General features: G+C 55.9%; 9 protein-coding genes. 2 read left to right on the top strand and 7 right to left on the bottom strand.

Annotated features, from left to right (window positions below; genetic code table 11):
- Positions 1 to 19 precede the first annotated feature (19 nt).
- From MHJ63_RS01735 to MHJ63_RS01705, 7 genes are all read right to left on the bottom strand, one after another.
- Positions 20 to 1,411 carry an ABC transporter ATP-binding protein gene (locus MHJ63_RS01735; RefSeq protein ID WP_239445986.1) on the bottom strand — a complete coding sequence of 464 codons (1,392 nt, stop codon included), beginning with the start codon at positions 1,409 to 1,411 and terminating at the stop codon, positions 20 to 22.
- Entirely contained in the window at positions 1,408 to 2,094 is a 687-nt protein-coding gene (locus MHJ63_RS01730) for an energy-coupling factor transporter transmembrane component T family protein (protein ID WP_239445985.1), read from the bottom strand. Before MHJ63_RS01730 ends, MHJ63_RS01735 begins: the two co-directional genes overlap by 4 nt.
- Entirely contained in the window at positions 2,087 to 2,683 is a 597-nt protein-coding gene (locus tag MHJ63_RS01725) for an MptD family putative ECF transporter S component (RefSeq protein WP_035757768.1), read from the bottom strand. The genes MHJ63_RS01730 and MHJ63_RS01725 overlap by 8 nt, the downstream gene beginning before the upstream one ends.
- A 36-nt stretch (positions 2,684 to 2,719) precedes the next feature.
- A complete protein-coding gene (locus tag MHJ63_RS01720) occupies positions 2,720 to 4,468 on the bottom strand; it encodes an ABC transporter ATP-binding protein (protein ID WP_005395767.1) in 1,749 nt (582 codons plus the stop codon).
- On the bottom strand, positions 4,465 to 6,252 hold the full coding sequence (locus tag MHJ63_RS01715; protein ID WP_035757763.1) for an ABC transporter ATP-binding protein: 1,788 nt from the start codon (positions 6,250 to 6,252) through the stop codon (positions 4,465 to 4,467). Before MHJ63_RS01715 ends, MHJ63_RS01720 begins: the two co-directional genes overlap by 4 nt.
- An 85-nt stretch (positions 6,253 to 6,337) precedes the next feature.
- Positions 6,338 to 7,915, bottom strand: a complete 1,578-nt coding sequence (locus MHJ63_RS01710; RefSeq protein ID WP_070491904.1) for a recombinase family protein — start codon at positions 7,913 to 7,915, stop codon at positions 6,338 to 6,340.
- A complete protein-coding gene (locus MHJ63_RS01705; protein ID WP_232219326.1) occupies positions 7,912 to 8,454 on the bottom strand; it encodes a recombinase zinc ribbon domain-containing protein in 543 nt (180 codons plus the stop codon). Before MHJ63_RS01705 ends, MHJ63_RS01710 begins: the two co-directional genes overlap by 4 nt.
- 137 nt (positions 8,455 to 8,591) lie before the next feature.
- Between MHJ63_RS01705 and MHJ63_RS01700 the strand changes: the two genes are divergently transcribed.
- Positions 8,592 to 9,512 carry a HamA C-terminal domain-containing protein gene (locus MHJ63_RS01700; RefSeq protein WP_035757757.1) on the top strand — a complete coding sequence of 307 codons (921 nt, stop codon included), beginning with the start codon at positions 8,592 to 8,594 and terminating at the stop codon, positions 9,510 to 9,512.
- Positions 9,505 to 12,147 (top strand): DEAD/DEAH box helicase, encoded by a 2,643-nt coding sequence (locus MHJ63_RS01695; RefSeq protein ID WP_239445984.1) that lies wholly within the window; start codon positions 9,505 to 9,507, stop codon positions 12,145 to 12,147. Before MHJ63_RS01700 ends, MHJ63_RS01695 begins: the two co-directional genes overlap by 8 nt.
- Positions 12,148 to 12,515: the final 368 nt, after the last annotated feature.

The following is a 12,515-nucleotide window of genomic DNA, read 5'->3' as shown; positions in this document are numbered from 1 at the left end:
GACCGAGCGAGCGTTTGCGTTAGCAGGCGTTGATTTGGTCGAGGTGGATAGCGTGGTCGGCGACCTCGGTAACGAGTTCAGCGTCGTGGGTGATGACGATGACGACGGCACCAGTGTCAGCGAGTTTACGCATTACTCGGGAAATCGCGACAAGGTGCTTGTAGCCAACACCTGATGTCGGCTCGTCGAAGATGTAGACCTTCTTGTTCGCGGCAAGCGCTGTAGCAATAACCAGACGTTGACGTTGCCCACCAGAGAGTGCTTGGGGATGATCAGCCTCATGGTCGGTGAGGTCGAGTTCTTTAAGGATCGCCTGGGCGTCGATGTGTTGTTTTTCGGCTCTCGTTATCCCGAGCGTGACTTCGTCAATAGCGGTGTCTGAGAATAGCTGCCGGGTGGGGTCTTGCATTACGAGGTATGCGTCCCGGTTGGTGAATTTTTGCCTATTGAGTGTGATGGATGCACCTTTGGCTTTTTCGAGTCCGCAGATGATGCGTGCCAGTGTTGATTTGCCTGACCCGCACGGGCCGAGGAGCGCTGTGATTTTCCCTGCCGGAAAGAGCAGATGGCCGATGTTGAGAACCGTGTTTCCGTGGCGGTAGGCGAAGGTGAGGTTGTCAATCTCAAGCCCATCTCCTGCCGGTTGCGGAAGTTGTGGCATAGGCACAGTCACTAGGGATCGCAGCCCAAGCTGTTTGCGCTCCTCATCCGAGGTAGCGTAGAACTCTTCGCCGGTTGCGGTGAGGGCGATGTTACCTTTATCGAAGCAGTAGACACGGTCAGCGATCCCGGAAAGGAAACTTAGCCGGTGTTCAGCAATGATGATGGTGTGTCCATCAGCTTTGAGCCTGGCGATGAGTGTGGCGAGTTGGTCGATAACGTCAGCTGAGAGGTTCGCGGTCGGCTCGTCAAAGACAATCAGCGACGTGTTGTTGCACATGGCGACGGCGCAGGCCACGCGTTGCCTCTGTCCGCCTGATAGTTGTGTGACGCGGGATTCCAACAGGTCGGCGATACCTAACTCGGCTGCAACCTCGTCAATGCGGGCACAGATCTCCTGCGGGTCGCGGCCGAGATTTTCTGGGCCGAAGGCGAGTTCTTGACGCACGTGAGTGGTGTAGAACTGGGTGCGCGGGTTTTGAAACACTGTCGAACAGTGGTGGGCAAGCTCTGATAAATCTACTCGTGCCACGTCAATGTCGTCGACTGTGACGCTTCCGGTAAGGTCGCCGTCGTGGAAGTGCGGGATGAGCCCGTTAAACAGCCGCAACGCGGTGGTTTTCCCCGACCCTGACGCACCACACAGCAAGGTGACGGTTCCAGGTGTGATGGTGATGGTTACGTCATTGATTGAAGGGTGGTCTGCTCCCCGATAGGTGAAGGTGACCCCAGTTGCTTGGGCTGTTGTCATAGGACGATTCTCCATATCGCGAAGCTGATAACGATGAGCAGAATGACCGCGTCGATCGCACGGAATTTCACGACCGTGACTGAGGTGGGCTTTGCGGTTCCGCCCAGTCCGCGTACAAGGGCAGCAGATGCCAGTGCGTCTCCGCTGCGTACCACGGTCGATAGCAGCGGGATTGTGAAGTACTGGGCCGCACGCAGGGAAAGCGCGGACATGCCGCGTAGTTTCATGGCATCTGAGATCGCTTTAACCTCGTGGCCGATCACGGGCAGCACACGTAACGCGACTGAGATCGGGATCGTGAAACAGGTCGGGATTCGTGAGCTGGCGAGTGCTTTTTGCAAGGTGGCAGGTCGGATCACACCGATCGCGTAGGCTCCCATTCCTGCGCTGACACTGAATCGCCACATCCACTGCAAAAACAGCACGAGGAACGCGCTGGCCGTTGACTTCCACACCAGTGGTATCACGAAGACGAGTGTGCCGAGAGCCGCAAACGTGGCCAGGTAGACGGCAACCCAGCTCGGGCGCACGAGCGTGTTGGGGTTGATCGTAGCGCTCGCCAGCATCACGGCGGCGAATCCGCCCAGAGCACACACGAACCACGGCGAGTAGGCACTGTAGATCGTGGTGGAGACGATGACGAGCGCTACGATAATCGTGCGCGGGTCGGGAAGTTTAGACAAGACCGGCCCGTTCAAAGTGTTTGCGCGCCACCCGGGTTCCCAACAGACCAGCAAGCCAGCCAACGATGAGCATCACGACGAAGAAGCCCAACAGAATCGGAATCGTGACAACCTGCGCCATCTTCGCGGCATACTCGGCACCCATTTGTTCGGCGATCTGCGACATATATGCGTCTTGGTTCATAAATAGCGGAATCCACGGGGAAACATAGATCGGCAGGATAAACAGTGCATATGCCAGCGGGACACGAACTTTCACGCTCTTCGGCCCCTTGGTGATCACCAAGTCAGCGAGCAGGCCGAACACAGCGGCGATCGCAATTCCTCCCACCCAGTGACCCGTTACGAAGAAGAGGACTTCGATGAGGATCAGCATGATTGTCAATGCCCCCATCTTCGGAGTGCGGGCAGTAAACAGCGCGAACACGGTGCCGTTGACGAGAATGGAGAGTAAGAAACCGGCATACATGGCAGCCGGAATGAACCCGAGCATTCCGAATGCAAACACGATGACAAACATCAAAGCGGTGAAGACGCCGATATTGATGAAGTCGCGCGTGTTTAGGCGCGAGGACGTGGGTGTGGACATAGTTATTCCTTTCATGATTGTGAACAGTGCTGTGTTTTAGACGAGTTGCCATCCGGCGGCGTTGATGCGCTCTTGCCAGAAATCGCGGTATTGACCTGGCTGGTTGACCAGCTCGTCGTGGCACCCGCGCTGGGCGATACGCCCACTGTGGGAGAGCACAATGATTTGGTCAGCTTGGCGAATGGTTTCAAGTTTGTGGGCGATCACGATCAGTGTGGAGTGCTTGCGTAGCTCGTTCATCGCCGCAACAATGTTGGCTTCATTTTCCGCATCCAACGCGCTGGTGGCCTCGTCAAACAGCACGATCGGGGCCTTCTTCACCAAGGCGCGGGCGATAGAGACGCGTTGGCGTTCCCCACCTGACAGTGCGCGCCCGCCGGCACCCGCCAATGAATTCCAGCCGTCTGGGAGCCGGTTGACGATTTCGGTCACGCCCGACAGGTCAGCGGCCCACCTGATTTCTTCATCGGTAGCTTCGGGGTTGCCAAGGCGAATGTTGGCCTCGAGCGTGTCATTGAATAAATAGACGTCTTGGAAGACCAGGGATATCTGGCGCATCAAATCTTCGGTGGTCTGCTCGCGCACATCAACCCCGCCAACGCGTACGCTGCCGGACTGCACATCCCAGAAACGTGCAACCAACCTCGCGATTGTGGTTTTTCCGCAGCCGGAAGGGCCAACCAGGGCACACATGCCGCCTTGCGGGACATGGAAGGTAATATCACGGAGAACCGGGGTGTCCGGATCGTAGCCGAAGGCGACGTCCTCGAACCGAACATCACCAGGAGCACTCACCGGTGTGGAGACATCGGGTTCGGACAGTTCGGGAGCGTCCATGATCTTGTCGACGTGATTCATCTGCTGGCGGCGTTCTTCCAGCCCGGTCATGCAGCCACCGATGTCTTGGAGCATGGTGGTGAACCGCAGGCACATGCCGATGGTGACCACAGCGTTCAACGCATTCATCTGCCCGCCGAGGGCGAGTTGGGCGGTCAGCCAAATCATTACCACGACAAGGGCTTGGACGAACATTCCGTTTATCAGGTTCGCTAATGTTTCGATCCACAATGCTTTGCGGCTTTTGCGGTCAGCCTGTTTGAATGCCCGATCAAGGGCCGGGTAGTCGTCGGCGACGTGACAGGAGCGCAGCGCGCCTTGGCAGGTGGCGAATTCGACCATGCGAGCCGCCAACTCTGACTCGGCTGGTTCGGAAACCTGCTTACCTTTATCAAGAAGCACACGGGAAATATGAAGGAAGGCGAGCATGATCGGGAACGCGATCGTCAAGGTTAGACCCAGTCGCCAATCCCAGAACCACGTGCCCACAGTGACTACGAGCACGGCCGAGAGTTTTTGGACGAGGGCGAAAATGAAATGTGCCGCCGACTCGCCCAAGTTCATCATTTCCTGGGTGACCATGCGCGACAGCCGTCCAGAACTACCCGAATCAAACACTCCCAACGGTAGGCGGGCTACCTTGTTGCCGACCGCTTGGTGGACGTCGTGAATGAACCCGAGGGCCCCGATATAGCCGGTGCGCATGCCATAAAACTCCGTGCCCACGCCCAGCACCGCGATTACCGCCAAGGCGATGAGCCATCCCCAAAACGATAACCCCCACACCGGCATTCCGGTCGCTAGGGCACTTGCTGCGGGAAGCAGAGTCAGCAGGGCAAAGCCGTGACACAGTCCTGAGACCGCACCCCACGCTTGACCGACCGAGAGGTCTCGCCACGAGGCGGGTTCCATCAAACGCTTAAAGCGTGGCAGCAATAGTTGATTCATCGTGTCATCTCCTCGCATGCACCTTGGGCAAGAAGTGCCTGATAGTGCGCATTACCCAACAGCTCGTCGTGTTTACCGACCACAGCAATGCGCCCGCGTTCCATGACGACGATTTGCTCTGCCCCTCTGACCGAGGCCAGTCGGTGGGCGATCACAATCACGGTTCTGCCTTTGGCAAGAGTCGAGAGAGCTTGTTGGATTTTCGATTCCGATTCCGGGTCCGCCATCGCCGTCGCCTCGTCCAAGACCAACACTGGGGCATCAACCATGAGCGCCCGGGCGATCGCGATACGGGCTGCCTGCCCGCCCGAAACGTGGGTATCCTCACCCAACACAGTGTCGTAACCATCTGGCAGGCTCATGATGAACTCGTCGATCTGCGCCGCCCGCGCCGCCTGCCGCACCTGATCCAAGGTTGCGTCTGGCGCGCCAAGAGCGATGTTGTTTCGAATGGTGTCGCGAATAAGCTGTGCATCTTGCAGGACGAATGCGACCGTCGAATACAACACATCCTGGGAAATGCTCTTTAGATCAACCCCGCCGATGGTGATCGTGCCAGCATCCGGGTCATCGAAGCGGGCAATCAAACTCGCCAACGTCGACTTCCCCGCGCCCGAAGGCCCAACCAGCGCGGTCACCGTGCCTGCCGGAATTCTCAGGCTCACTTCGTCTAACGCTTGGGTCTCGTCATAGGCATACGACACACCCCGAATCTCGATATCATGACCGTGTGGTGTCTGCGGCGCATCGGGCTGACTCAACGCCGGTAGCTCCATGACGTTCACCAGCCGTACTGCCGCAGACCCTGCGAGCTGGTACGACCAGGCGATGGTTGCGACTGCCATCAACGCTCCCGGCAACACCAAGGCGATCAACGTCGTCGTTATCACCTCGTAGATGCTCACCCAACCGGCGTTCATCATCAACGCGCCACCGCCAAGGTTCACGATCAACAACACCGGGATCGACACCCACGAAAATGAGGCGACCGACATCGACACCAGCGGCATGCACCACGCCCGGTAGAACTTAGAAAACTCGTTAGCTGCATCTAAATAGGCTTTATGTGCTTGGCCGACCTTGCCGAACGCTTTCACCACTGAGATACCGGCAACGAACTCGGCCATCGTTGCCGAAACCTGAGCGAGCTTGGTGTCCATTTGTGCGGTCTTCTCATTCATCCCACGCATCGACATGCCATACATGCCCACATAGATCGGAATCGTCGCGATCGACAGCAGAGCGAGTCGCCAATCCACCACGAACGCATAGGCCAACAAGGCGAGCGGGGATACGATCGCGTTCAGTTTCTCAATCGGCCCGTGCGCGATCACTGTGTGCACCGTGGCCGTATCATCCTGAATGGTCTTGCGGATCTTCCCCTCACCCTCGCGGGTAAACCACGACAACGGAGCAGTCGACATGCGGGCGGCAATCTGGCGGCGCATCTGGTTACGCAACGACAGGTCAATAAAATGCGTCACGCCCAACGCAACAAAATACAAAGTCAACCGGGCCATGTAAGCAGAAACAAGGAGCATCACGATCCAGTTCACCCGCGCCGGGTCCACCCGGTCTTGCATCAGCGCAGCTCCCAGCTCCACCAAAGCCACATAGGGTGCGATAGCCAACACACCAGAGGCGAACGCTAAGACCTGCGCGACAAACAGCTTGCCTTTCACCGGCTGCGATAGCTGACGAATCGCGTTCTGGCCAGCGACAGATTTTTCCTTCGCCGACCCATACTCGCCTTCAACAACCTGATCAATTACACTATCGTCCACGCAAACACCATCCTTATTAGGTAAGGGTAACCTTACTTTATTTCTGGGAGGTGTACCTAACCGTGCACGTCAACTGATATGAGCATCACCCTTTCAGGGCAATCCTCACCTGTTCACCGGTGCGGAACACGAACCGGATCCCGTCCTCGTCTACGATGGCGTGGTCGATGAGAGCGCTCCACTGTGAGGGGCGGAACTCGCTCACAGGTTCGCCCGTCAAATCGCCTAGGGCTGTGGTGATGGCGGCGTGCTTGGCGGTGTTCGCTGCGATATCTGCTTCCAGGCTTGTTTTACGTGCGAGCGTCTTACGGTAGATAGTATCGAGTTCGGTGTAGCGGGCTTGGTAGGCGTCCTGGTTGAGCGCACACCGCTGGTTTTCCGCAATCAGCGCCTCGATCTGCTCGGTCAGCTCCACGATTTTTGTTTGGCAGGCAGCGGCCTGTTCTTCCAAACGGCTCGTACCGAACATGTCGCCAAGCACCTGCGGTAGCTGGCTTTGCTGCGGACGGCGGGCGATCAGTTGATTGAGCGCTTGCACGAAAGAATCCTTGATCTGCTCGTCTTTCACCGTCGCGCTGCTGCAGGGATGTTCGTCTGTGTATTTGTGGTTGCATTGCCAGACTGTGTACTTGTATTTCGTGTTCGACGCCCACGTCTTACGCCCATACCACACCCCACACCGAGCACATTTGAGCCGGGTGGAGAACAAGCCGACTTTCGCTGACGATATGTTGCCATGCCTGGTGGCGAGCTCGTATTGCACTTGATCCCAGATGCGTGGAGCAATAATCGGCTCGTGGTTGCCTGTTACGTAGTATTGGGGTACTTCGCCTTCGTTGACCTTCATCTTTTTAGTAAGGAAATCGGTGGTGAACGTCTTTTGCAGCAGGGCGTCGCCTTTGTATTTCTCGTTCGACAGGATGGAGCGCACTGTCGATGTCGACCACACTTCTTTCCCGCGTGGGGTGAGGATCTTGCGGGCAGCGAGTTCGGTTTTGATTTCGCTGATGGCCATCCCGTCAAGGAACAGCTGGTAGATCAGCCTGACGGTCGGAGCTTGGGTTTCGTCGATGACGAGGCTGCCGTCTGCTCCTTTCTTGTATCCGAGTAGGGATTTGTAGGGCACCATGACTTTCCCATCTTGAAAACGCTTCCTGTGCCCCCAGGTGACGTTCTCGGAGATCGAGCGGGATTCTTCTTGCGCCAGTGAGCTCATGATCGTGATCAATAGCTCGCCTTTGGCGTCAAAGGTGTAAATATTTTCTTTCTGAAAATAAACCTCGACGCCTGCGTCTTTGAGCTTGCGCACGGTAGTGAGCGAGTCGACGGTGTTGCGTGCGAACCGGGACACACTCTTGGTGAGGATCAGGTCGATTTTGCCTGCCAGGGCGTCATCGATCATGGTTTGGAAACCTTCGCGACGTTTCATGGAGGTGCCAGAGATGCCCTCATCGCAGTACATGCCCGCGAACTGCCAATCATTACGGGAATGAATGTAGGTGGTGTAGTAGTCGATTTGAGCCTCGTAGGAGGAGGTTTGCTCTTCCATCTCGGTGGAAACTCGCGCATACGCGGCCACCCGCCTGTGTGCTGGTACACCAGATGAGGCTGCGGCAGATCGAAGCTTCTTTGTTGCGGGTATCGCTGTGACGGTGCGACTCATGCCAACCTCCCCTCACTGGTTAACCCCACCGGCGTCATGGTTCCATCCGCGAGGTGGAATGTGAGCTGATGCTCGAAGGCCTCGATCATCACGACCTGCTCAGCAACATGGACAGGATCGAAACCCTGGGTGCCGAGCATGTCTGCGCAGGCGTGTTCGAGGAGTGTTTCGCGCAGGTTGTGCCCCCTACAGGGGTTGCCGTTCCCGGTGCAGGCACTCCAACAGCGCCAAAACTTATACGAGGTTCCAGACTTGTAGGTGCGGGTTTTGCGTTGATAGTTCTTCCCGCACGCGCCGCAGCAGATCCGTCCGGTGAATACGCCCGTGTTCTTTGACGGGGTCGCCGCCGGACCCACCTCACGCCTGTGCGCGATTTCTGCCTGCACCGCGTCAAACATCACCTCATCAATGATCGCTGGGAGGGCTTGCTCAACCCAATATCGCGGCAGCTCCATCGTGGTTATCGAGACCAAGGGCGAGCATTTGAAGAACGACGATTCTAACCGCAAGATCAGGCTCGGGAGGGCGTGGGCGAACATGTCCGGCAATGGCTACCGCTACTACATGGTCTTCGAGGACGGCGTCACTCCGCCTGACGGGGCGGTCACTTTGTCGGAGCTCGTGCGTATCCTCGAAAAGCTGTAGGCGGGAAGGACACCTCTTGGGAGAAGACGAGATGGCACATGCGACAATCGCGCCAACGCTGCGCGGTGACACGTTTGCGTCCACGTTCACCGAGGTGAAGCATTCGAACACGTTAGGTCTTCGAAACGACGAACAGTTACGCCTGTTCCATCTGTCTGTCCAAAACAACCGCTTCGACCACACAGCCCTCGTCAAGTTCCTCAAACGCAACGTTGGACGCTACGTCTTCTCCCGCGCCGAATACGAAGGCTATAAGCAACGAGACGATCTCGAAGAGGTCGCTCTCGACGCGGTGAACCGGATGCGTTCACAACAAGACGGCATGGGGCTGGGCGAAATCTTGCTCTACGTCCTGCTCGAACAAATCCTCGAAGCACCCAAAGTGCTGAGCAAGATCGAGCTCAACCAAGCGCAAGGCCAGATCCACAGCCGCTGTGACGCCATCCACCTGCTCACACCAGACGGTCAGCGAACCACCAGCAGTATCGTGTTTGGAACCTCCAGCGTGGTCGGCAACATTGGGGATGCTATCACTGCAGCATTCGACCGCGTTGTAGATATAGAACAGAATCGCTCAGACGAGGTTCAGCTCGCTGAGAATACCGTGTTCACCAAGACCCTCGACGAAACGACCGCAGGATACGTGAAAGATCTGTTGATCCCGAAGCCGGGTGGGGCACCCGTGTTCGATACTGCCTATTCGATGTTCCTGGGCTACGACATCGGTTTAGATCCAAAGAACTATGGCAACCAGCAGTATCGGGCTGCGCTCGATCAGAAAATGCAGGGTGATATCGCAGCACACGCCCAAATGATCGCCAACGAGATCAACACACGAAACCTCGATAACTACTCCTTCTACATCTACGTTTTGCCCCTCAATGAAGTAGACGTTGACGCGGTCGCAATCATGGATGGGCTCGTGGGCGGGCAAGGTGGTAGCCATGTCTGACAAGCAAGTAACCGTCGGTGATCTCGTATTTGCCGATATCGATTCCAACGAATTTCTCAAACAGCTGTACGCCAACCTGCTCTACAACTACGGCTTACATCGATTGGGGCTGGTGGATCGTCAACCATACGATGTGGATCTTGAAGCCGCCCTGCGGTTCGCTGACCTGCTGTCGAAATCAACCCACCCCACCAATCGTGACCAGCACAGGGTGTGGGCGCAAGAAATCGCGCTCCTCTGCCACATCCTCTACTCAGAAGACGTGCGAACGAAAGCGTACGTTCCTGCAATCTTCACCACGCTAGGTAACTACCCAGGCCTGAAGCAGTTGGGCGTGACTTCCGATGCGGGCATCCTCGACGTCGCATTCAACGCCTATCAAGCCGAGTACCTCACCGTGCCCGGTGACAAATCAATGAAGTTTTTCGCGCCGCAAAAGGAGATCTACGACCGCCTTAGCGACGGCAAGTTTTCCTTCTCAGCCCCAACGTCGCTGGGCAAGTCCTTCATCATGCGCACCTTCATCACCAACCAGATCAAATCCGGGGTGAAGGCCAACTTTGCGATCATCGTGCCGTCAAAAGCGCTGATTAACGAGACCCGCTCGAAACTGATCGCTGACCTTGGCGAAGACCTGGAACGGCACAACTACCGAATCGTCAGTGCTGCCGGTGACATCGTGCTCGAAGGCGATCACAACTTCATCTTCGTACTCACCCCAGAACGCCTGCTTTACCTTCTGATCGGCAAACCTGCGATCGAATTCGAGTACGTCTTTTTCGACGAATCGCACAAGCTTTCTGGCAAGAACAGCCGCGCCCCGTTCTACTACCAAACCGTGACAATCCTTCAACACCGCCACAGGCCACCACACTTCGTCTTCGCTTCACCCAACATTCCCAACCCAGAGGTATTCCTGAGGCTGGTTGATCCAAACTCTGACGAGAATGAGACCAACGCGGTCGCAACCCAGTATTCGCCAGTGGCGCAGTTCAAATACCTCGTCAACCTGCACGAGAACAGCATTTCCAGCTACAACGACCACACCCAAGAATTCACGCACCTAGCCTCGCTTCAAGCTCAGGACGCTACTACACAGGGCGTAACCCGATTTGTTAGTGAATCATCACGAGGTTCAGATCACCGTGGGCAAACCATCGTGTTTCATTCTGCCCGGCATCACGCAGTGCAAGCGGCGCGTGACTATGCCCAGGGTTTGGCAGACCTCAACGATAAAGACTTGGACGCTCTCGCAAAAGACATCGAACGCGACGTCCACGAGGACTACTACCTCAGCGGTCTCATCCGTAGAGGCGTCAGCTACCACATCGGCTACCTTCCACCAGCAATCCGCGAACGCATCGAAGGTCTGTTCCGCGAAGGTAAAATCTCGACACTATTTTGTACCAGCACGCTTCTAGAAGGAGTCAACCTTCCCGCCGACAACCTTGTCATCACGACCAACAAAATCGGCAGAGCAGGAATGACAGCAGTCGACTTTAAGAACCTGATCGGCCGAGTCGGGCGTATCGAGTTCAACCTCTACGGCAACGTATTCATCATCGTGGGCGACCAACTTGCATCCGAGCGACAGGCCAAGGAACTCCTGCAAGCGAATGTTCCTGAACAGAAGCTATCTGTGCAAACTGACTCACAAATTATCAGCAAGAAAATGAAGCAAGGAGTCGTTGCTGATCTTCAAGAAGGACAGATCGAGTTCGCCAAGGGAGATGAAAGCTACGAGCGCTACAACATGAAGCGCAAATTCGGCCTCATGCTCTTGCGCGACATCACCACAGGACGTCAAAGCCTAGTGCGTGAAGAATTCTCCGACTACCTCGACGACCAAACCGTCAGCCAAATCCGCGAATCCTTCGCGCACCGAGAAGGGCAACAAGACGACGACATCAACGTATCCGTCGACCAAGCAGAATCCTTAACTCAAGCTGTCCGAGCCGGACTCAAATACCCACACATCTCCCCGGACGGGAAGTTCAACTACGACGAAACTCTCGCGTTTCTCCAAAGGCTCGCCTCAATCTTCAAATGGCGCGTCTACGACCCCGAAACACTCGGAAAAACAGATAAGTACAGCAACCAACTCACGATGCTGCGCTGGTACACCGTATTACTCACACAATGGATGGAAGGTCACGGACTCCGTTCGATCATGAACCGTGCCCTCCAGTACCGCCTGCAACAAGGAACGCTCTACATCAAAGGGCAAGGAGAGATCCGTTACGAGAACACGCTCCAGCACCGCAACATCGTTATCAGTGAAATCCTGAGAGTTCTTGAAGATGTCATCCTCTTCAGTCTGTCGAACTACTTCCTCAAATTCTCCAACGAATACAAGAAGGTCCACGGAGTAGAGCAGTTCGACAATGACTGGTACGAGTACATCGAGTACGGCACAACAAAGCAGGAAACTATCCTTCTCCAACGGCTAGGATTCACCCGCGAGAGCGCCACCTACATTCGAACCAACGTCTCCAATGCAATCTTCCTTCACGAAGAAAAGCCTTACCTGAACCCGATTCTCCTCGAAAGCTCGAACATCAACGTCCGCAAAGAAGCCAACGAAATCAGATACAACGTGCCAGAAGCCTTCTCGATGCCAGATTTTATGTTCTAACCCCCGCACTAGGTACCCGCTAACGCAACCCCACCAGCAGACCCCCTCAACCAGAAATATGCACCAAACCAACGAACCGAACGGCGATGAGTACCCTATAGCTGAACCTCCAGCACGCCAGCGAACAGCCCCAGAAACAACAAACTCCCTGGTCAAAAGGGGTTCAGGAACTCACGCGGCTTTTATCATTTTCGACGTCTAAGTATCTAGAAAAACGCCGGCTTTTCAAAGCCGGCGTTTGCGTTAACGGATACTTCCTGCGGGAGGTAGTGTGTAGGTAACAGTTCAGCCCGCCTCGACTCCGGTCGAGAGTGGGCTGGATGTTTTCTACCGAAAAGTCATCCCGGGACACGGTGGCGCGTTCCTTT

The sequence above is a fragment of the Pseudoglutamicibacter albus genome (assembly GCF_022346425.1).
GTDB classification, from domain to species: Bacteria; Actinomycetota; Actinomycetes; order Actinomycetales; family Micrococcaceae; genus Pseudoglutamicibacter; species Pseudoglutamicibacter albus.
Note: the sequence above shows the minus strand (reverse complement) of the source record. Positions and strands in the feature narration are given on the sequence as shown.

Bases quoted from the DNA above. Each gene is read 5' to 3' on its own strand.
- MHJ63_RS01735 (WP_239445986.1), bottom strand. From the start codon at position 1,411: ATGACAACAGCCCAAGCAACTGGGGTCACCTTCACCTATCGGGGAGCA.
- MHJ63_RS01695 (WP_239445984.1), top strand. From the start codon at position 9,505: ATGTCTGACAAGCAAGTAACCGTCGGTGATCTCGTATTTGCCGATATC.
- MHJ63_RS01710 (WP_070491904.1), bottom strand. From the start codon at position 7,915: ATGAGTCGCACCGTCACAGCGATACCCGCAACAAAGAAGCTTCGATCT.
- MHJ63_RS01725 (WP_035757768.1), bottom strand. From the start codon at position 2,683: ATGTCCACACCCACGTCCTCGCGCCTAAACACGCGCGACTTCATCAAT.
- MHJ63_RS01720 (WP_005395767.1), bottom strand. From the start codon at position 4,468: ATGAATCAACTATTGCTGCCACGCTTTAAGCGTTTGATGGAACCCGCC.
- MHJ63_RS01705 (WP_232219326.1), bottom strand. From the start codon at position 8,454: ATGTTCGCCCACGCCCTCCCGAGCCTGATCTTGCGGTTAGAATCGTCG.
- MHJ63_RS01700 (WP_035757757.1), top strand. From the start codon at position 8,592: ATGGCACATGCGACAATCGCGCCAACGCTGCGCGGTGACACGTTTGCG.